The 18,603-nt window shown below is 74.3% G+C and carries 15 protein-coding genes and 1 riboswitch; of the genes, 9 read left to right on the forward strand and 6 right to left on the reverse strand.

The genetic code is table 11. The features are described 5' to 3' along the window. The first annotated feature begins 15 nt into the window (after positions 1 to 15). On the forward strand, positions 16 to 822 hold the full coding sequence (locus FGW37_RS27345; RefSeq protein ID WP_179083485.1) for a SigB/SigF/SigG family RNA polymerase sigma factor: 807 nt from the start codon (positions 16 to 18) through the stop codon (positions 820 to 822). A gap of 64 nt (positions 823 to 886) precedes the next feature. On the opposite strand, the gene FGW37_RS27350 is transcribed toward FGW37_RS27345, so the two are convergent. Then, the gene (locus tag FGW37_RS27350) at positions 887 to 1,054 is read right to left on the reverse strand and encodes a hypothetical protein (RefSeq protein ID WP_179083486.1); all 168 of its coding nucleotides are present in this window, start codon (positions 1,052 to 1,054) and stop codon (positions 887 to 889) included. A gap of 94 nt (positions 1,055 to 1,148) precedes the next feature. Continuing rightward, the gene (locus FGW37_RS27355; protein WP_179083487.1) at positions 1,149 to 1,391 is read right to left on the reverse strand and encodes a chaplin; all 243 of its coding nucleotides are present in this window, start codon (positions 1,389 to 1,391) and stop codon (positions 1,149 to 1,151) included. Positions 1,392 to 1,646: 255 nt separating this feature from the next. On the opposite strand from FGW37_RS27355, the gene FGW37_RS27360 reads away from it, so the two are divergent. The 5 genes from FGW37_RS27360 (at position 1,647) to FGW37_RS27380 (ending at position 7,653) form a co-directional block, all read left to right on the forward strand. Beyond that, entirely contained in the window at positions 1,647 to 3,140 is a 1,494-nt protein-coding gene (locus FGW37_RS27360; protein WP_179083488.1) for an SDR family NAD(P)-dependent oxidoreductase, read from the forward strand. A 6-nt stretch (positions 3,141 to 3,146) separates the two neighbouring features. Next, positions 3,147 to 3,839: a PhzF family phenazine biosynthesis protein gene (locus FGW37_RS27365; RefSeq protein WP_179083489.1), complete on the forward strand. Its 693-nt coding sequence runs from the start codon at positions 3,147 to 3,149 to the stop codon at positions 3,837 to 3,839. A 304-nt stretch (positions 3,840 to 4,143) separates the two neighbouring features. Beyond that, on the forward strand, positions 4,144 to 5,451 hold the full coding sequence (gene cbiE / locus FGW37_RS27370) for a precorrin-6y C5,15-methyltransferase (decarboxylating) subunit CbiE (protein WP_179083490.1): 1,308 nt from the start codon (positions 4,144 to 4,146) through the stop codon (positions 5,449 to 5,451). A gap of 132 nt (positions 5,452 to 5,583) precedes the next feature. After that, a complete protein-coding gene (gene cobM / locus FGW37_RS27375) occupies positions 5,584 to 6,351 on the forward strand; it encodes a precorrin-4 C(11)-methyltransferase (protein ID WP_179083491.1) in 768 nt (255 codons plus the stop codon). A 75-nt stretch (positions 6,352 to 6,426) separates the two neighbouring features. Then, positions 6,427 to 7,653 (forward strand): serine hydrolase domain-containing protein, encoded by a 1,227-nt coding sequence (locus FGW37_RS27380; protein ID WP_179083492.1) that lies wholly within the window; start codon positions 6,427 to 6,429, stop codon positions 7,651 to 7,653. On the opposite strand, the gene FGW37_RS27385 is transcribed toward FGW37_RS27380, so the two are convergent. Beyond that, complete coding sequence (locus FGW37_RS27385) at positions 7,650 to 8,861, reverse strand: cobalt-precorrin-5B (C(1))-methyltransferase (RefSeq protein ID WP_179083493.1); 1,212 nt, start codon at positions 8,859 to 8,861, stop codon at positions 7,650 to 7,652. The two genes, FGW37_RS27380 and FGW37_RS27385, sit on opposite strands and share 4 nt — an antisense overlap. Before the next feature lie 117 nt (positions 8,862 to 8,978). Here FGW37_RS27385 and FGW37_RS27390 point away from each other — a divergent pair, with 117 nt between their 5' ends. Next, positions 8,979 to 9,740 carry a cobalt-precorrin-6A reductase gene (locus tag FGW37_RS27390; RefSeq protein ID WP_246430593.1) on the forward strand — a complete coding sequence of 254 codons (762 nt, stop codon included), beginning with the start codon at positions 8,979 to 8,981 and terminating at the stop codon, positions 9,738 to 9,740. Between the two features lie 371 nt (positions 9,741 to 10,111). On the opposite strand, the gene FGW37_RS27395 is transcribed toward FGW37_RS27390, so the two are convergent. The 3 genes from FGW37_RS27395 to FGW37_RS27405 all read right to left on the reverse strand — a co-directional run bounded on the left by FGW37_RS27395 (position 10,112) and on the right by FGW37_RS27405 (position 13,760). Further along, positions 10,112 to 11,638, reverse strand: a complete 1,527-nt coding sequence (locus FGW37_RS27395; RefSeq protein WP_179083495.1) for a precorrin-2 C(20)-methyltransferase — start codon at positions 11,636 to 11,638, stop codon at positions 10,112 to 10,114. Next, positions 11,635 to 12,261, reverse strand: coding sequence for a precorrin-8X methylmutase (locus tag FGW37_RS27400; protein WP_179083496.1), 627 nt, complete (start codon positions 12,259 to 12,261; stop codon positions 11,635 to 11,637). Before FGW37_RS27400 ends, FGW37_RS27395 begins: the two co-directional genes overlap by 4 nt. Positions 12,262 to 12,332: 71 nt before the next feature. Continuing rightward, entirely contained in the window at positions 12,333 to 13,760 is a 1,428-nt protein-coding gene (locus FGW37_RS27405) for a cobalamin biosynthesis protein CobG (RefSeq protein WP_246430594.1), read from the reverse strand. Positions 13,761 to 13,945: 185 nt separating this feature from the next. Next, a riboswitch (cobalamin riboswitch) is annotated at positions 13,946 to 14,019 on the forward strand. A 112-nt stretch (positions 14,020 to 14,131) separates the two neighbouring features. Between FGW37_RS27405 and cobN the strand changes: the two genes are divergently transcribed. Both cobN and FGW37_RS27415 read left to right on the forward strand, forming a co-directional pair. After that, positions 14,132 to 17,752: a cobaltochelatase subunit CobN gene (gene cobN, locus FGW37_RS27410; protein ID WP_179083498.1), complete on the forward strand. Its 3,621-nt coding sequence runs from the start codon at positions 14,132 to 14,134 to the stop codon at positions 17,750 to 17,752. Between the two features lie 57 nt (positions 17,753 to 17,809). Then, positions 17,810 to 18,514, forward strand: coding sequence for a Crp/Fnr family transcriptional regulator (locus tag FGW37_RS27415; RefSeq protein WP_179083499.1), 705 nt, complete (start codon positions 17,810 to 17,812; stop codon positions 18,512 to 18,514). Positions 18,515 to 18,603: the final 89 nt, after the last annotated feature.

Consider the following 18,603-nt stretch of genomic DNA (forward strand, 5'->3'; position numbering starts at 1 on the left):
AGGAGGACCGTGACCATGGCCCAGACGATGCGCCGGCGCAACCGGGACGCCCCCGACACCGCCGATTCCTTCGCCCGCATGGCGGAACTGCCGGCCGGTGCCGAGCGCGAACGGCTGCGGCAGGACGTCATCGCCGCCTGGCTGCCCATGGCGGAGCGCATCAGCCTGCGCTTCCGCAGCAGCGGCGAGAGCCCCGCGGACCTGCGGCAGGTCGCGGCGCTGGGGCTGGTCAACGCCGTGGACCGGTACGACCCGCGGCTCGGCCACGCCTTCGAGACCTTCGCCGTGCCCACCATCGTCGGCGAGCTCAAGCGGCACATCCGCGACCACGCCTGGTCGCTGCACATCCCGCGCCGCGACCAGGAGCTGCGCACGGCCGTGCGCTCCGCCCAGGCGGCCCTCGGCCAGCGCGGCGCCCGGACCCGGCCGAGCCCGGCCGAGCTGGCCGCGGAGTGCGGCCTGTCCGAGGACGAGGTGCGCCGGGGCCTGGCCGCCGAGGGCGTGCACAACACGCTGTCGCTGGACCACCCGGTCCTGGGCGCCGACGACCTCCCGCTGGCCGACACCCTCGGCGGCGTGGACCGGGCGCTGGACCTCGTCGTCGACCGCCAGTCCCTCAAACCGCTGCTGAGGGCGCTTCCCGAGCGGGAGAAGTACGTCCTGTACTGGCGCTTCTTCGGCAACCTCACCCAGAAGCAGATCGGCGCGCGCCTCGGCGTCTCCCAGATGCAGATATCCCGCATCCTCAGCCGGACCTGCGCGCGGCTGCGCGACGAGCTCGGTCCCGCCGGGACCGCGCAGCGCACCCCGGCCCCCGGCTGACCCCGGTCCGGGACCTCCGGCTCTTTCCCCAGGACCTCCGACAAGGCAGGCACCAGCGATGACCTCAGGGCATACGCACTTGACCCCCGACCTTCCGCCCGTCGTGGAGATACCCGATCTCCCCGGCGCCCAGCGGCCGGGCGGCCGCTCCGCGGCGGACGACGGCGGGGACGGTCGCGAGGGCGCCGCACACGACCGTGGCGCCCACCACGAAGAACGTGATGGGCGCCACGAAAGCGCAGGTCAGGATTCCGGCGGCTGACTGTGACCCTTCCCGCGCCGGCCGCGCGGGTGGGTCCGGTGGTCCCACCCGAGCGCGGGGGTCGCTAGTCGGCGTTGACGCAGGTGTTGCCGAAGGTCGGGTTCAGGAGAGCGACGATGTCGATCGTGTTGCCACAGAGGTTGATCGGCACCTGAATCGGGACCTGAATGACGTTGCCGGAGATGACGCCGGGCGAGCCGACGGCCGCGCCGTTCGCTCCGGAACCTGCGGAGGCGACTCCGGCAGCGCCCGTCACGGCGACGCCGGCGGCGACGGTCAGGGCGGCGGCCTTGGCGATACGCGACATGGCTAAACCTTTCTCATGGGTGGTGAGCGGCAATTGTGTCCGGTGTAACTGTGGAGATTGGTCCGATATAGGCGCTGAAAGGCATAATTAACCCGGAAGACCCAATAAGTGGTATGTGATGCATGCGGCGCGGGGGACGGGTGCGTATCCTGTGCCGCAACGCTCGCGCCTGCGGGTTTGGTGCCACCACCGCTGTCTACGTACAGTTCCCTGGAAGCTTCATTCGAACAGACGAACTGGGACACAGCAGCGGCGATGACGGTCACCGAGGTCACTGAAGGCAGCCGCGCAGGCGCAGACACAGAGGGCGAGTACGGGCCCGGCATCGACCCCGAGCGCATGGCGGTCTGCCTGAGCGTGCTCAAGGAGCTCGACGAGCTGCCCGTCGACCACCCCGACGCCATTGCCGTCCGCCGGGCCACGTCCGGCATCTACCGCACGGTCAAGCAGCGCCGCCGCCAGGAGCGCCGGGCCGCCAAGACCGCCCACGACAAGTCGGTCACCGAGGCCACGGCCACCGGCGCCGCCGACCGGATCGACGACGAGACCCGCGGCATCCCGCTCGCCGCCACCGCCACCACCCAGATCGTCGGCATCCTCGAGCGCCCCCGGTCCTGCTACACCTGCAAGGGCCGCTACACCGAGGTCGACGCGTTCTACCACCAGCTCTGCCAGCCCTGCGCGGCGGAGAACCGCGCCCGCCGCGACGCCCGCACCGACCTGACCGGCCGGCGGGCCCTGCTCACCGGCGGCCGCGCCAAGATCGGCATGTACATCGCGCTGCGGCTGCTCCGCGACGGCGCGCACACCACGATCACCACGCGCTTCCCCAACGACGCCATCCGCCGCTTCAAGGCGATGGAGGACAGCGCGGACTGGCTGCACCGGCTCAAGGTCGTCGGCATCGACCTGCGCGACCCGGCGCAGGTCGTCGCCCTCGCCGACTCCGTCGGCGCCGAGGGACCGCTCGACATCCTGATCAACAACGCGGCCCAGACCGTCCGCCGCACCCCGGCCGCCTACCGCGAGCTCATCAGCGCCGAGGCCGCACCGCTGCCCGCCGGCGAGCTGCCCGCCTCGGAGGTCTTCGGCGCCTTCGGCAGCGGCGCCCAGCCGGCGCTGCCCGCCCCCGCCGGCAGCAAGCACGACGAGCTCACCCCGCAGGCCCTCACCGAGCTCGCGCTCACCAGCGGCTCCGCGTCCCTCGCCCGCGTCGAGGCCGGCACGGCCATCGACGCCGGGGGCCTCGTCCCCGACCTGGACGCCACCAACACCTGGATCCAGGCCGTCGGCGAGGTCGACCCCGTCGAGCTGCTCGAAGTGCAGCTGTGCAACGTCACCGCACCGTTCGTCCTGGTCAACCGGCTGCGGCCGACGATGGCCGCGTCGCCGGCGCGCCGCAAGTACGTGGTGAACGTCTCCGCCATGGAAGGCGTCTTCAGCCGCGGCTACAAGGGTGCGGGCCACCCGCACACCAACATGGCCAAGGCCGCGCTGAACATGCTCACGCGCACCAGCGCCGAGGAGATGTTCCAGACCGACAACATCCTCATGACCAGCGTCGACACGGGCTGGATCACGGATGAGCGGCCCCACCCGGACAAGGTCCGGCTCGCCGAGGCCGGCTTCCACGCCCCCCTCGACCTGGTCGACGGCGCCGCGCGCGTGTACGACCCGATCGTCCGGGGCGAGCAGGGCGAGGACCTCTACGGCTGCTTCCTCAAGGACTACAGCCCGGCCGGCTGGTAGCCGGGCGTGGACGTTCACGTCCTGCGGGTGTTCACCGGCCGCCCGGGCGGGGTCGCCGGGGTGGCCGGGGGCAACCCCCTCGGAGTCGTCACCGACGGGCCGGCCGTTCCGGACACGGCGGAACGGCAGCGGCTGGCCGCGGAACTGGGCTTCAGCGAAACGGTGTTCGTCGACGACGCCGCGCGCGGCGTCGTCGACATCCGCACCCCGAGCGGGCGCCTGGCCTTCGCCGGGCATCCGCTGGTGGGCGTGGCGTGGCTGCTGCGGCAGCACGGGTACGCGGCGGACGTGCTGCGGCCGCCGGCCGGTGACGTGCCGTCCTGGACGGCGGACGGCGCCACGTGGATCCGCGCCCGCGCGTCCTGGGCCACGGGCCGCCGCCTCCAGCAGTACGCGACGCCGGCCGACGTCGACGCCCTGCCGTCACCGCTGCCCGGCGAGGGCTGGCTCTACGCCTGGGCCTGGCAGAACGAAACGACGGGCCACGTCCGCGCCCGCGGCTTCCCACGCCGGGGCGACGGCATCACGGAGGACGAGGCGACGGGTGCGGCGGCCCTGTCCCTGACGGCCACGCTCGAACGCGACCTGACGATCAGCCAGGGCCGGGCGTCGGTGATCCGCACCCGCGACGAGGGGGCGGGCATGGTCTCCCTGGGCGGCCGCGTCGACTCCGCCGGGACCCGCACGCTCAACACCTGACGGCTCGACGGTCACCGCCGGGCCGCGCCCGTTTCTTCCGCCGCGGCGGTGGCCGGCCCCCACGTCGTGGGGCCTCCCCCCTTGTTCTTCCGCCGCGGCGGTGGTCAGCCCTCATGTGGTGGTCCGGCGGTGCCGGGTCGGCGGGGACCGCCGGGGCGTCGCCGGGCCGCGGACCTTACGCGAAGGGGGCCGCGGAACCGTACGCGACGAGGGCGGCGGCCCCGTGCCCGGTGTGGGGGCCGGGGCCCGGCTGGTTGTTGTTCGTCGCTGGTCAGTAGAGTTCCCGTGCCCCCGCCCGCAGCGAATGCCGAGGTATCAGCCCGTGAGCCCCGACCCCGCCGTCACCGTCGTAGGCATCGGCGCCGACGGCTGGCCCGGCCTCGCCCCGGTCTCGCAGGAGGCCCTGCGCGGTGCCGAGGTGATCATCGGCGGCCCGCGCCAGCTGGACCTGCTGCCCGGCGAGTGCCCGGCCGAGCGCGTCGCCTGGCCCTCCCCGCTGCGCCCCGCCGTCCCGGGCCTGCTGGCCGCGTACGCCGGGCGCCGCGTGTGCGTGCTCGCCAGCGGCGACCCCATGTTCTTCGGCATCGGCCGCACCCTCGCCGACGTCGCCGGCCCGGCCGCCCTCCGCGTGCTCCCGCACCCTTCCTCAGTCTCGTACGCGTGCGCCCGGCTCGGGCTGCCGCTGGAAGAGGCGGAGGTCGTCAGCCTCGTCGGCCGCCCGCTCGCCGCGCTCACCGCGTCCCTGCACCACGGCCGCCGGCTGCTCGTCCTCAGCGCGGGCGCCGACACCCCGGCCGAGGTCGCCGCGCACCTGCGCTCGCGCGGCTTCGGCCCGAGCCGGATGACGGTCCTGGAGCAGCTCGGCGCCCCGGCCGAGCGCCGCGTCGAGGGCACCGCCGAGGACTGGCCGCACCCGCCGGGCGACGCCCTGAACGTCATCGCCGTCGCCTGCCGCCGCACCCCCGGCGCCCTCCGGCTCCCGCTCACGCCCGGCCTGCCCGACGACGCCTTCGAGCACGACGGACAGCTGACGAAGCGTCACATACGGGCGGCCACACTCGCCGCCCTGGCCCCGGCCCCCGGCGAGCTCCTGTGGGACGTGGGCGGCGGCTCCGGCTCGATCGCGATCGAATGGATGCGGGCGCACCGCACCTGCAGGGCCGTCAGCGTGGAGCGCGACCCCGTGAGGGCGTCCCGCATCACCCGCAACGCCGAAGCGCTCGGCGTCCCGGCCCTCCGCGTGGTCACCGGCGCCGCGCCCGCCGCCCTCGCGGAACTGCCCGCCCCGGACGCGGTCTTCATCGGCGGGGGCCTGACGGCGCCGGGCCTGCTGGCCGCCTGCTGGGAAGCGCTGGCCCCGGGCGGCCGCCTGGTGGCCAACACGGTCACCCTCGAATCCGAGGCGCTGCTCACCGAGTGGTACCGCCGCCACGGCGGCGAACTGACCCGCCTCGCCGTCGCACACGCCGTCCCGGTGGGCGGCTTCACGGGCTGGCGCCAGGCCATGCCGGTCACGCAGTGGTCGGTGGCCAAAGGACGCGGCGGCCCGCTCGCAGCAGCCGGAGGGCGGACGGGAGGGGGCGGGGTGGGGCCGGCCCTGGGAGGGGCGTGAAGCGTGATTTGCGGCGTGGTCCGGGCTGCCGTGGGCGTCGGCGGTTGCCGTAAATCATGCAGCCCCGGAAGGGCCGGCCCCACCCCGCCCCCGGCCCACCGCACACCCGCACACGAAGGAGAAACCCCAGCCATGACCGTGTACTTCATCGGTGCAGGCCCCGGCGCCGCCGACCTCATCACCGTGCGCGGCGCCCGCACGCTCGCGCGCTGCGGCGTCTGCCTGTACGCGGGCAGCCTCGTCCCGCGCGAACTCCTCGCCGAGTGCCCGCCGGACGCCCGCCTCGTGGACACGGCCGGGCTGAACCTGGACCAGATCACCGAGGAGTTCGTCCGCGCCCACGAGGCGGGTCACGACGTGGCGCGCCTGCACTCGGGCGACCCCTCGGTGTTCAGCGCCGTCGCCGAGCAGATGCGCCGCCTCGACGCGGCGGGCATCCCGTACGAGATCGTGCCGGGCGTCCCCGCCTTCGCCGCGGCCGCGGCGGCGCTGGGCCGCGAGCTGACCGTGCCGACGGTGGGCCAGACCGTGATCCTCACGCGCATCTCGCAGCAGGCCACGCCCATGCCCCCCGGCGAGGACCTCGCGACCCTCGGCCGCAGCGGCGCCCTGCTCGTCCTGCACCTGGCCGCGCGCTACCCCGAGCGGATCGTCTCCGAGGTCCTCCCGCACTACGGCCCCGACTGCCCCGCCGCCGTCGTCGCCATGGCCAGCCGCCCCGGCGAACTGGTCCTGCGCGGCACGCTCGCCGACATCGCCGGGAAGATGAAGGAGGCCGGCGTGGTCCGTACCGCGGTCATCGTCGTGGGCCGCACGCTGGCCGCGGAGCAGTTTCCCGACAGCTACCTCTACTCGGCGGACCGGGAGCGGGCCGGGGACCAGGGGCGCTGCGCCGGCTGAGGGGCGGCCTATGCTTACCCCCAAATGATCATGTGGCTGGTCGTCCTGCCGCACCATTTCCCAGGGGGGAAGCGCATGTCGCAGCATGTATCCAAGGTCCTGAGGGCCACGCTCGTCGCCCTCACGGCGACCGCGGTCGTCGGCACGGCGGTCGTCCCGGCCGCCGCCGCGACGGCGCCGGGCGCGGACCAGGCCCACGCCGCCACGCAGGAGGCCCTGAACGGCCTGGTCGCCGCCGGCATGCCGGGCGTGGCCGCCGAGGCCCGTACGCCCAAGGGCACCTGGTCCGGCTCCGCGGGCTACGCGGACACCGCCACGAAGCGCAAGCGCACCGCCGCCGACCACTTCCGCGCGGGCAGCATCACGAAGTCCTTCGTCGCCACGGTCCTGCTGCAGCTGGAGGCCGAGGGCAAGCTCAGCCTCGACGATTCCCTGGAGCGCCGCCTGCCCGGCGTCGTCAAGGGCAACGGCTACGACGCCGGCAAGATCACGATTCGTCAGCTCCTCAACCACACCAGCGGCGTGCACGACATGGTGTACACCCCGGAGTGGGACAAGGAGATGAACGGCCCCGGCTTCTTCGAGCACCGCTACGACATCAAGACGCCCGAGCAGATCGTCGCCATGGGCATCAAGTACGGCCCGGACTTCGAGCCCGGCAAGGGCTGGCGGTACTCCAACACCAACTTCGTGCTCGGCGGCATGATCATCGAGAAGGTGACCGGGAACCCCTACGCCCGCGAGGTCGAGCGGCGCATCGTCAAGCCGCTGGGGCTGAAGGAGACCACCTTCCCCGGCACCGACCCGAAGCTGCCCGCGCCGCACCCCGTCGGCTACTCCAAGCTCTACGTGCCGAACCCGGGTCCGGAGATCTACGACGCCACCGAGTACCGGCCGTCCTGGTCCGGCGCCACGGGCGAGGTCGTGAGCACCAGCGGCGACCTCAACCGCTACTACAGCGCGCTGCTGCAGGGCAAGCTGCTGCCCAAGAAGCAGCTCGACGCGATGCTCACGACCGTCGAGACGGGCGAGCACTACACCTACGGGCTCGGCATCATCTCCCGCAAGCTGTCCTGCGGCGTGCAGGTGTACGGGCACGACGGCGTCGTCTGGGGCTCCCTCAGCGGGTCCGCGGGCACCCGCGACGGCAAGCACATGCTCACCTTCAACATCAATGGTGACTGGCTCAACGAGAGCCCGCCCTTCGAGAACATGTTCGAGGGCGAGTTCTGCGGTGCGCTCCCGAAGCCGGTGAAGGACAAGCCCGCGGCCGCCGCCACGGCGCTCAACACGCTGCGCTAACCCCGCCCGTGAGCGCCGCGCGGGCCTGCGGGCTCCGCGCGGCCCACGATCGTGCCCGCGCGGTCGATGCAGATCACGTCGACCGCGACGGGCGCGCCGCGCAGCACCGCCAGGGCCTCCTCGCGGGCCGCGGCCGCGACCAGGTCGCCGAGCGGGACGCCCGCGGCCTCGCACAGCCGCAGGGCCTCCAGGCCCGTGTTGGCGGAGGTGACCGAGGCCGCCAGCTCCTCGCCTGCGCCGCCGTGCCGGGCCAGCTCCGCGAGGAAGCCCTTGTCCACCTGCGAGCGGCCCGAGTGCAGGTCGAGGTGGCCCGCCGCCAGCTTCGAGAGCTTGGCGAAACCGCCCGCGACGGTGAGCCGGTCCACCGGGTGCCGGCGGACGTACTTGAGCACCGCCCCCGCGAAGTCGCCCATGTCCAGCAGGGCGTCCTCCGGCAGGCCGTGCACGGCCACGGCCACCTTCTCCGACGTCGAACCCGTACAGCCCGCGACGTGGCGGCGGCCCGCCGCCCGGGCCACGTCCACGCCGCGCCGGATGCTGTCGATCCACGCCGAGCACGAGTACGGCACGACGATGCCCGTCGTGCCCAGGATCGAGATGCCGCCCAGGATGCCCAGGCGCGGGTTCCAGGTGGAGCGCGCGATCTCCGCGCCGTGATCGACCGACACCTCCACCTCGACGTCCCCCGTACCGCCGTACCGGGCCGCGACCCCGGCGACGTGGTCGCGGATCATCTGCCGCGGCACGGGATTGATCGCGGGCTCGCCCACGTCCAGGGGCAGCCCGGGACGGGTCACGGTGCCGACGCCCGGCCCGGCCCGGAACACGACGCCGGAACCCGGCGGGAGGATCCGCACCGTCGAACGGATCAGCGCGCCGTGCGTGACGTCCGGATCGTCACCGGCGTCCTTGACGATGCCGGCCATGGCGGAACGGCCGCCGTCGCATGCGTCCGCGCCTTCGCGGAGCTCCTCCGCGGCGAGCGCGAACGCGGGCGTCTGCCCCTTGGGCAGGGTGATCGTCACGGGGTCGGGGAACTCGCCCGTGAGCAGGGCGGTGTACGCGGCGGTGGTCGCGGCGGTCGCACAGGCGCCCGTGGTCCAGCCGTGGCGCAGGCCGGTGTGCTGCAGCTGCGCGGTGCGCCCGCCGGTGACCTTGCCGGTGACCTCGCCGGCCGTGGCGCCGGCCGCTTCGGTGACGTCGGTCATCGAGCGCTCCGGGGGAATTTCCCGCCGCGACGGCGAACAATCACAATGGGGGAGACCGGCGGGGCGGAATCGGCCGCGACCCGAACGCGAAGAGAAACGCGAAGAGAAGGGCACGTCGTGAGCGCCGAGCGCCACATCTTGATCCTGGGCGGCACGACCGAGGCGCGGCAGCTCGCCGCCGGGCTGGCAGCCGATCCCGCGCTGCGGGTCACCAGCTCGCTCGCCGGGCGCGTGGCCGAGCCGAGGCTGCCCGCAGGGCAGGTCCGCATCGGGGGGTTCGGAGGCCCGAGCGGCCTCGCCCGGTGGCTGCGCGAGCAGCAGGTGGACGCGCTCATCGACGCCACCCATCCTTTCGCCGGCACGATCAGTTTCAACGCGGCGCAGGCCGCCGCAGAGGTCCATGTTCCCCTGCTCGCCGTCCGACGCCCCGGCTGGGTCGCAGGTCCGGGCGACGACTGGCACGAGACCGGCTCGCTGGAGGAGGCCGCGGCGGCACTGCCCGCGCTGGGCGAGCGCATCTTCCTCACCACCGGCCGCATGGGCCTCGCCGCCTTCGCCCACCTCGACCGGCTGTGGTTCCTCGTCCGCTCCGTCGACGCCCCCGAGCCCCCGGCACCGGCCCGCATGGAGATCCTCCTGGACCGGGGCCCCTTCACGGTCGAGGCCGAACGCGAACTGATCCGGCGGCACCGCATCGACGTCCTCGTGACGAAGGACAGCGGGGCGGCGGCAACATCGGCCAAACTCACGGCGGCCCGCGAAGCGGGCATCCCGGTGGTGGTGGTGCGGCGACCTCCGGCGCCGCCGGGCGTGCCCACGGCCTCCGGCCCGGCGGACGCGATCCAGTGGCTCCGCCACCTCCCCCTGCCGGGCGCCTGACGACTACCCGGGCTTCGGCACCGGCGGCCTCGTACGTCGTGCTGTTCACCGTCGCGGTGGGCGGGAGGTGCGGATCCGCCCCCTCACCAGCCGGGTGGAAGGGACCGGGCCGGTCCCTTGAGTCCGCCGCCGTGGCGAGTGACCACGATGGTGAAGACCGGCGGTGCCGCACAACCTCAGCGGTGGCGTACAACCCTCAGCTGAGCTTCGGCACCGCCGGGCACGTGCATCGTGGCCGACCGCCGTTGCGGCGGAAGGGTAGGGTGCGGGCCCGCCCACCCTTCGCCGGCCGGGTCAAGGGGCGCCCCCGGCCCCTTGGATCCGCCGCTGCGGCGCGCAGCCACAACGCCGGGCCCACCGTTACCCGTGCGTCACCCCTCCGGATACCGTCGCGGCGTCCAGACGATCTCCTCGGGGGAGCCTTCCGCCGTGCGGCGGACCGCCCGGGTCTGGGTCGAGCCCACCAGCAGGATCGTGCGCATGTCGACCTCGGCCGGGTCGAGTTCGCCGAGGCGGACGATGCGTACGCTCTCCTCGGGGCCGCCCACGTCGCGGCCCAGGACCACCGGGGTGTCCGGGGAGCGGAATTCCAGGAGCAGTTCGCGTGCCTTGCCGACCTGCCAGACGCGGCTGCGCGAGCCGGGGTTGTACAGGGCGAGGACCAGGTCCGCGGAGGCCGCGGACCGCAGCCGCTCCGCGATGACCTCCCACGGCTTGAGCCGGTCGGAGAGCGAGATCACCGCGTAGTCGTGGCCGAGCGGCGCACCGGCCCGCGCGGCGGCCGCGTGGGCGGCGGTCATGCCCGGCACGACCCGCACCGGGATATCGCGGTACGGGCCCTCGGAGGCCACCTCCAGGACGGCCGTGGCCATCGCGAAGACCCCCGGGTCGCCCGAGGAGACGACCGCGACGCGCCGCCCCTGCCGCGCCAGGTCCAGCGCGAACTCGGCGCGCTCGGACTCCACCTTGTTGTCGGACGCGTGCCGCCGCTGGCCCGGCCGCGCGGGCACCCGGTCCACGTACGTGCTGTAGCCGACGACGTCCTGCGCGGCCGCCAGCTCCCCGCGCGCCTCGGGCGTGAGCCAGAGCGGGCCGGCCGGGCCGAGCCCGACGACCACGACCTCGCCCCGTTCCGCACCGGGCTCGGCGTCCACGCGGCTCGGCAGCACGGCCACCGAGAAGTACGGGACCGACTCCGGGTCCACGTCGGCGAGCCGCCCCGTGCGCTCGCCGCTCATCGTGGCGCGCTCGACGTAGCGCGCCTCGTCGAGCCGGCCCGCCCGCTCCAGCGCACCGCGCACGGCGGGGAAGGTGCGGCCGAGCTTCATGACGACGGCCGAGTCGGTGGAGGCGAGCCGCGCCGCGAGCTCCTCCTCGGGCAGGGTGCCGGGCAGGATCGTGAGCACCTCCTCGCCCTCGACGAGCGGCTCGCCGAGCCGCGCCGCCGCGGCGCTCACGGAGGTGACGCCGGGGACGACCTCGGTGGGGTAGCGGTCCGCGAGGCGCTTGTGCATGTGCATGTAGGAGCTGTAGAAGAGCGGGTCGCCCTCCGCGAGCACGGCCACCGTGCGCCCGGCGTCGAGGTGCGCGGCCAGCCGCGCCGCGGCCTCCTCGTAGAACTCCTCCATGGCGCCCCGGTAGCCGCCGGGGTGGTCCGTGGTCTCCGTCGTGACGGGGTAGACCAGGCGCTCCTCGATGTGGCCGGGGCGCAGGTGGCGTTCGGCGATGGACCGCGCGATGGAGCGGCCGTGCCGGGCGCTGTGGTACGCGACGACGTCGGCCGCCGTGATGACCTCGACCGCCCGTACGGTCATCAGCGACGGGTCGCCGGGGCCGAGCCCCACCCCGTACAGCCGGCCCGGCCGGCCCGTCGTCTGCGGATGCTGCTGCTCGCTCACTCTTCCTCGCTCGCTATCGCGTTGATCGCGGCCGCGGCCATGGCGCTGCCGCCGCGCCGCCCCCGCACCACCAGGTATTCCAGGCCCAGCGGGCTGCCGGCCAGGGCGTCCTTGGATTCGGCGGCGCCGATGAAGCCGACCGGTATGCCGAGGACGGCGGCCGGGCGCGGCGCGCCCTCGGCCACCATCTCCAGGAGCCGGAACAGGGCGGTGGGCGCGTTGCCGACGGCCACCACCGCGCCGTCCAGCTTCTCGCGCCACAACTCCAGCGCGGCGGCGCTGCGTGTGGTGCCCATGCGCCGGGCCAGGTCGGGCACGGACGGGTCGGTGAGGGTGCACAGCACCTCGTTGTCCGCGGGCAGGCGCTTGCGGGTGACGCCGCTGGCGACCATGTTCGCGTCGCACAGGATCGGCGCCCCGGCGTGCAGGGCCTCGCGGGCCCGGGCCACGACCTGCGGGGAGTACGCGAGGTCCCGTACGAGGTCGGTCATCCCACAGGCGTGGATCATGCGCACCGCGACCCGGCTGACGTCCGGCGGCAGTCCGCCGAGGTCCGCCTCGGCGCGGATGGTGGCGAAGGACTGGCGGTAGATGGACGCGCCGTCCTTGTCGTACTCGAACACTCTGCCTCGCTCGCTGGTGGTGCTTCGTTGATGCTTCGTTTGTTCGTGCCGCTGTGTACTGCTGTGCACCGCTATGTCGCCGTCGTGGCCACCCGTGCCGCCGCCACCGCGCCCGGCAGCCCGGCGGTCGCCACCCTCCGTACCGGGCCGTCCGGCTCGCCGCTTCCCCGCAGGGAGACCTCGTAGCCGTCGCCCGTCGCGAGGACGTCGACCCAGCGGCCGCCGCCCGGCCGGCCGCAGCGCCGCTCGCAGCCGGACCAGTACACCGGCAGCGCCGCCGCCGCACCGGCAGGCTGCCCGCCGGCGAGGCACTCCGCCGCGTCCGCCCGCACGTCCGCGAGGGACTTGGCGCATCCGGGGCGCCCGGCGCACGCGCCCGCGCGGTGCCAGGGGGACTCCGCGGAGGTGACGAACCCGGCGTCGGCGAGGGCCGCCAGCAGCTGCGGGGCCTTGTGCGCAGGGAGTCCGGGGACGACGAGGCCGCGCCAGGGGGTCACCCGGAGCTCCTGGTTCCCCTCCTCGGCGGCCACGCGGGCGGCGAGCCGCCACTGAGCGCTGGTCAGCCGCCCCAGCGGTGCCGTCACCGACAGCGCGCGGCGGCCGCCGTGGCCCGTCACCAGGCCTGGTGCGGGCGGGTCGCCGAGAGGGAGCCGGGGGAGGGGCAGCGGGGTGCAGGCGATGCCCGCCGCGGTGAGCCGCTCCGCCAGCCCGGCTGCGGTCGGCCGCTGTTCCGGCGGAAGTTCCCGTACGCGCCAGGCCGCACTCCCGTACGCCTCCAGCGCCGCCAGGAACTCTGCCGCCGCCAGGACGGCCGCGCGCGGGGCGTCCGCGGTGGAGATCCGCAGGCCGGGACCGGCCGTGCCGAAGCACAGGCCGGCCTGCCCGGCGCCGCTTGCGATCAATGTCACATCGGGCCGGAGCGCCACGATGTCGCCCCGCCCGTCGTCCAGCCCGAAGAGGAATCTGCCGGAGAGGCCGGTCAGATCGGCGGAGACTCCGGGGACGTCGTCGGCGCAGAGCAGTCCGTCCAGCTCACGGGCCCACGCCTGGACGCCGGCCGGGGCCGCGCCGGCCTGCGGCGGAGCCGTCCCCGGGCCGGAACCGGAATCCTGGTGCCGACCGTCCAGCCCGCACAGCGGAGAGGCCGCCACGTTACGGATCCGGTCGTGCCGGTCCGACGGCAGCAGGCCGTGCGGCCGCAGCCGCCCGGCGACGGTGCCGCCGCAGCCGGCGGCGAGGCCGCGCAGCTGGACGTTGCCGCGCGAGGTGAGGTCGAGGTGCCCGTCCCCCAGCTCGTCCGCCACTCCCGCCAGCACCTCTGCCTGACGGACCGTCAACAACCCGCCGGGCAGCCGGACACGGGCCAGCGCACCGTCGTCCGCGGAGTGCAGGCGCAGCGCGCCGGGGCAGGCGTCGCCGCGCTCGCGGACGGGCCCCGCGGCGGGTGTTCCGGCACCGGAGCCGGCCCGGCCCGGGGGAGGTGCGGGGGTGGTGGACATGGCGGCGAGCATACCGACGCCCGTATCCGGCGCACGGCTGCGTACCGCACGCCCTGCAGTCTGCCGTACCGGACGCACTCCACTCTCCCGTACCGCCTCCTGCCAGGGCTTTACTATGCTCAGCGGTGGAACAGTGCTCGCTCGCGCGGGCGCCGCTCCGCCAAACGCCAGCGACGGCGACAGGGGAGGAAGCCGGTGAGACTCCGGCACGGTCCCGCCACTGTGAGCCCGGCACCCCTGCCGGGCGAGTCAGGAACTCCCGCCGTCCTCCAACCGCCCGGGGCGCGGACCCCGAGGAAGGCTTGCCGCCGCATGCGCACATTCCGGTGCCGGGCACCCCGGGCGACCCTCGAAGCCCTGGGGAGCGCCGCGTGATCCTTCTCCTGTCGACGTCCGACACCGACCTGCTCAGCGCCCGCGCGGCTGCTGTTCACGGCGGCCCGGTCCCGTACCGGCTCGCCAACCCCGCCCGGCTCGCCCTCGACGACCTCCCGGGCCTCCTGGAGGGCACCGACCTCGTCGTCGTCCGCCTCCTGGGCGGCGTCCGCGCCTGGCAGGAGGGCCTGGACCTGCTGCTCGCCCAGGACCGCCCCGTCGTCGTCCTCACCGGCGAACAGGCCCCCGACGCCCAGCTGATGGAGGCCTCCACCGTCCCCATCGGCATCGCCGCGGAGGCCCACGCCTACCTCGCGCACGGCGGACCGGCCAACCTCGAACAGCTCGCCCGGTTCCTCTCCGACACGGTGCTCCTCACGGGCCACGGCTTCGAGCCCCCCGCCGCCGCCCCCACCTGGGGCGAGCTGGAGCGCACCCCGCGGGCGGACGGCGCCGGCGGCCCGCTCGTCGCCGTGCTCTACTACCGCGCCCACCACATGAGCGGCAACACCGCCTTCGTCGACGCCCTCTGCGGCGCCGTCGAGGACGCCGGCGGCCGCGCGCTGCCGCTGTACGTCGCCTCGCTGCGCTCTCCCGAGCCCGAGCTGATCGAGGCCCTGAGCGGCGCCGACGCCGTCGTCACCACCGTCCTCGCCGCCGGCGGCACCAAGCCGGCCGAGGCCTCGGCCGGCGGCGACGACGAGTCGTGGGACGCCGGCGCCCTCGCCGCGCTCGACGTGCCGATCCTGCAGGCCCTGTGCCTGACCGGCCCGCGCAGCGCGTGGGAGGAGAACGACGAGGGCCTCTCGCCGCTCGACGCCGCGACCCAGGTCGCCGTGCCCGAGTTCGACGGCCGCATCATCACCGTCCCGTTCTCCTTCAAGGAGGTCGACGAGGACGGCCTCCCGGCGTACGTCGCCGACCCCGAGCGCGCCGCCCGCGTCGCCGGCATCGCCGTGCGCCACGCCCGGCTGCGCCACATCCCCGCCGCCGAGAAGCGGATCGCGCTCGTCCTCTCCGCGTACCCCACCAAGCACTCCCGCATCGGCAACGCCGTCGGCCTCGACACCCCCGCCAGCGCCGTCGCCCTGCTGCGCCGCCTGCGCGAAGAGGGCTACGACTTCGGCGACGAGGCCGTGCCCGGCCTGGAGTCCGGCGACGGCGACGAGCTCATCTACGCCCTCATCGAGGCCGGCGGCCACGACCAGGACTGGCTCACCGAGGAGCAGCTCGCCCGCAACCCCGTCCGCATCCCCGCCGCCGACTACAAGCGCTGGTACGGGAAGCTGCCGCAGGAACTGCGCGAGTCCGTCGAGGAGCACTGGGGCCCGCCGCCGGGCGAGATGTTCCTCGACCGCAGCCGCAACCCCGAGGGCGACATCGTCCTGGCCGCCCTGCGCCGCGGCAACCTGCTGATCCTCATCCAGCCGCCGCGCGGCTTCGGCGAGAACCCCATCGCCATCTACCACGACCCCGACCTGCCGCCCTCGCACCACTACCTCGCCGCCTACCGCTGGATCGCGGCCTCTCGCGAGGACGGGGGCTTTGGCGCCGACGCGATGGTCCACCTCGGCAAGCACGGCAACCTGGAGTGGCTGCCCGGCAAGAACGCCGGCCTGTCCGCAGCCTGCGGCCCCGACGCCGCCCTCGGCGACCTGCCGCTGGTCTACCCCTTCCTCGTCAACGACCCCGGCGAGGGCACCCAGGCCAAGCGCCGCGCCCACGCCACGCTCGTCGACCACCTCGTGCCGCCCATGGCCCGCGCCGAGTCCTACGGCGACATCACGCGCCTGGAGCAGCACCTCGACGAGTACGCCCAGATCTCCGCGATGGACCCCTCCAAGCTCCCCGCGATCCGCGCCCAGATCTGGACCCTCATCCAGGCCGCGAAGCTCGACCACGACCTGGGCCTGGAGGAGCGCCCGGACGACGACGGCTTCGACGACTTCCTGCTGCACGTCGACGGCTGGCTGTGCGAGGTCAAGGACGCCCAGATCCGCGACGGCCTGCACGTCCTGGGCGGCGCGCCCACCGGCGAGGCGCGCGTCAACCTCGTCCTGTCCATCCTCCGCGCCCGCCAGATCTGGGGCGGCAAGTCCGCGCTGCCGGGCCTGCGCGAGGCCCTCGGCCTCGACGAGTCGGCGGCGACGCGCACGAGCGCGGACGAGGCGGAGGCCGAGGCCCGCGCCCTGGTGGAGGCCATGGAGGAAGCAGGCTGGGACCGCGCCGCCGTTCCCGCCGTGGCCGCCGGCCACGGCGAACAGGTCGCCGAGATCCTGGACTTCGCCGCGCGAGAGGTCGTCCCCCGGCTCGCCGGCACGACCGCCGAACTCGACCACGCCGTCCACGCCCTGGCGGGCGGCTTCGTCCCCGCCGGCCCCTCCGGATCCCCCCTCCGCGGCCTGGTCAACGTCCTGCCGACCGGCCGCAACTTCTACTCCGTCGACCCCAAGGCCGTCCCCAGCCGCCTCGCGTGGGAGACCGGCCAGGCGCTCGCGGACTCGCTCCTGGAGCGCTACCGCACCGACAACGGCGACTGGCCGCAGTCGGTGGGCCTGTCGCTGTGGGGCACGAGCGCGATGCGCACGGCGGGCGACGACGTCGCGGAAGCCCTGGCCTTGCTGGGCGTCCGCCCGGTGTGGGACGAGGCGTCGCGGCGCGTGACGGGCCTCGAGCCCGTCGCCCTCGAGGAGCTCGGCCGCCCCCGCATCGACGTCACGCTCCGCATCAGCGGCTTCTTCCGCGACGCGTTCCCGCACGTCATCGGCCTGCTGGACGACGCGGTACGGCTCGCGGCCTCCCTGGACGAGCCGGACGAGCAGAACTACGTCCGCGCCCACGCCCAGGCCGACCTCGCCGCCCACGGCGACGAGCGCCGCGCCACCACCCGCATCTTCGGATCCCGCCCGGGCACCTACGGCGCGGGCCTGCTCCAGCTCATCGACAGCCGCGACTGGCGCACCGACGCCGACCTCGCCGAGGTCTACACCGTCTGGGGCGGATACGCCTACGGCCGCGGCCTCGAAGGCCGCCCGGCCCGCGAGGAGATGGAGACGGCGTACAAGCGCATCGCGGTCGCGGCCAAGAACACGGACACCCGCGAGCACGACATCGCCGACTCCGACGACTACTTCCAGTACCACGGCGGCATGGTCGCCACGGTCAAGGCCCTGCGCGGCAAGGCCCCGGAGGCGTACATCGGCGACTCCACCCGCCCCGAGACGATCCGCACCCGCACCCTGGTCGAGGAGACCTCCCGCGTCTTCCGCGCCCGCGTGGTCAACCCCCGCTGGATCGAGGCGATGCGCCGCCACGGCTACAAGGGCGCCTTCGAGCTCGCGGCGACCGTGGACTACCTGTTCGGCTACGACGCCACCACCGGCGTCGTCCCCGACTGGATGTACGACAAGCTCGCCCAGACCTACGTCCTGGACCCGGAGAACCGCGCCTTCCTCCAGGAGGCCAACCCCTGGGCCCTGCACGGCATCTCCGAGCGCCTCCTGGAGGCGGAGAGCCGCGGCATGTGGGCCAAGCCGGACGCCGCCACCCTGGCAGCCCTCCGCGAAGCCTTCCTGGAGACGGAGGGCAGCCTGGAGGGCGGCACGGACGACGAGTAGCGAGTAGTCCGACAATCACACGGCGCGTGCCGGTCGCTTCACCTACTGTGCTGCCCCATGGGTGGGCAACCGCACGAGGGGCGGAAGCGGCCGGCACGTGCCCTGGGAGTGACCTTCGCCGAGCTGATCGGGCCGTCACCCTGGGCCGGGCTGCTCGAAGAAGGGCACGTGCGATCGCACCGCGCCGGGGAAGTGCTGTTACGTCAGGGCGACCCCGGCACACATGCGCTCGCGCTGATCCGTGGCACCGTCAAGGTGACCCGTGTGGAGCGGGACGGGCGGGTGCGCGTGCTGGCCTTCCGCGGCACGGGTGACGTGGTGGGCGAGGCGGCGGCCGCACACAGCGGGGTGGCCCGGCTGGCCACGGTCGAGTCGGTCTCCGCGTGCACGGTCGCCGTCGTGGAGAAGGACAGGTTCACGAAGTTCGTCGACGGGAACGGCCTGTGGCCCGCCCTGCACGAGCACGCCCAGATCCGGCTGGCGGAGTCCGACAGCGCCCGGTCCGGCTACGGCGGGTCCTGCCGGCGACTGGCCGGGGCGCTGCTGGCGCTCGTCGCGGCCGCCGGCGAGACGGTGTCCCCCGACGGTCTGGAACTGGCCGTCACCCGGGCCGAACTCGCCCAGTACCTCGGCGTTTCACGCAACACCGTGAGCAGCAGGCTGGGCGAGATCGGCGAGAGCATCGTCGCCGGAAAGCGCAAGAGCATCGTCATCCATGACATCGACGGCCTGCGGGCGGTGGCCGCCGATACGGACGAGTAACGGCCGAGTGACGCAGGCCACAAGCGTTGTGCACTCGCGGTGCACAACGCTGCCAGCGGCTCCACGAGCATCTGAGGCACCCGCCCGGC

The sequence above is a fragment of the Streptomyces rectiverticillatus genome (assembly GCF_013394065.1).
GTDB classification, from domain to species: Bacteria; Actinomycetota; Actinomycetes; order Streptomycetales; family Streptomycetaceae; genus Streptomyces; species Streptomyces rectiverticillatus.

What these genes read in the sequence shown, in the direction of transcription:
- FGW37_RS27345 (WP_179083485.1), top strand. Translation starts at nt 16, where the DNA reads ATGGCCCAGACGATGCGCCGGCGCAACCGGGACGCCCCCGACACCGCC.
- FGW37_RS27355 (WP_179083487.1), bottom strand. Translation starts at nt 1,391, where the DNA reads ATGTCGCGTATCGCCAAGGCCGCCGCCCTGACCGTCGCCGCCGGCGTC.
- FGW37_RS27360 (WP_179083488.1), top strand. Translation starts at nt 1,647, where the DNA reads ATGACGGTCACCGAGGTCACTGAAGGCAGCCGCGCAGGCGCAGACACA.
- cbiE (WP_179083490.1), top strand. Translation starts at nt 4,144, where the DNA reads ATGCCGAGGTATCAGCCCGTGAGCCCCGACCCCGCCGTCACCGTCGTA.
- cobM (WP_179083491.1), top strand. Translation starts at nt 5,584, where the DNA reads ATGACCGTGTACTTCATCGGTGCAGGCCCCGGCGCCGCCGACCTCATC.
- FGW37_RS27380 (WP_179083492.1), top strand. Translation starts at nt 6,427, where the DNA reads ATGTCGCAGCATGTATCCAAGGTCCTGAGGGCCACGCTCGTCGCCCTC.
- FGW37_RS27385 (WP_179083493.1), bottom strand. Translation starts at nt 8,861, where the DNA reads ATGACCGACGTCACCGAAGCGGCCGGCGCCACGGCCGGCGAGGTCACC.
- FGW37_RS27405 (WP_246430594.1), bottom strand. Translation starts at nt 13,760, where the DNA reads ATGTCCACCACCCCCGCACCTCCCCCGGGCCGGGCCGGCTCCGGTGCC.
- FGW37_RS27415 (WP_179083499.1), top strand. Translation starts at nt 17,810, where the DNA reads ATGGGTGGGCAACCGCACGAGGGGCGGAAGCGGCCGGCACGTGCCCTG.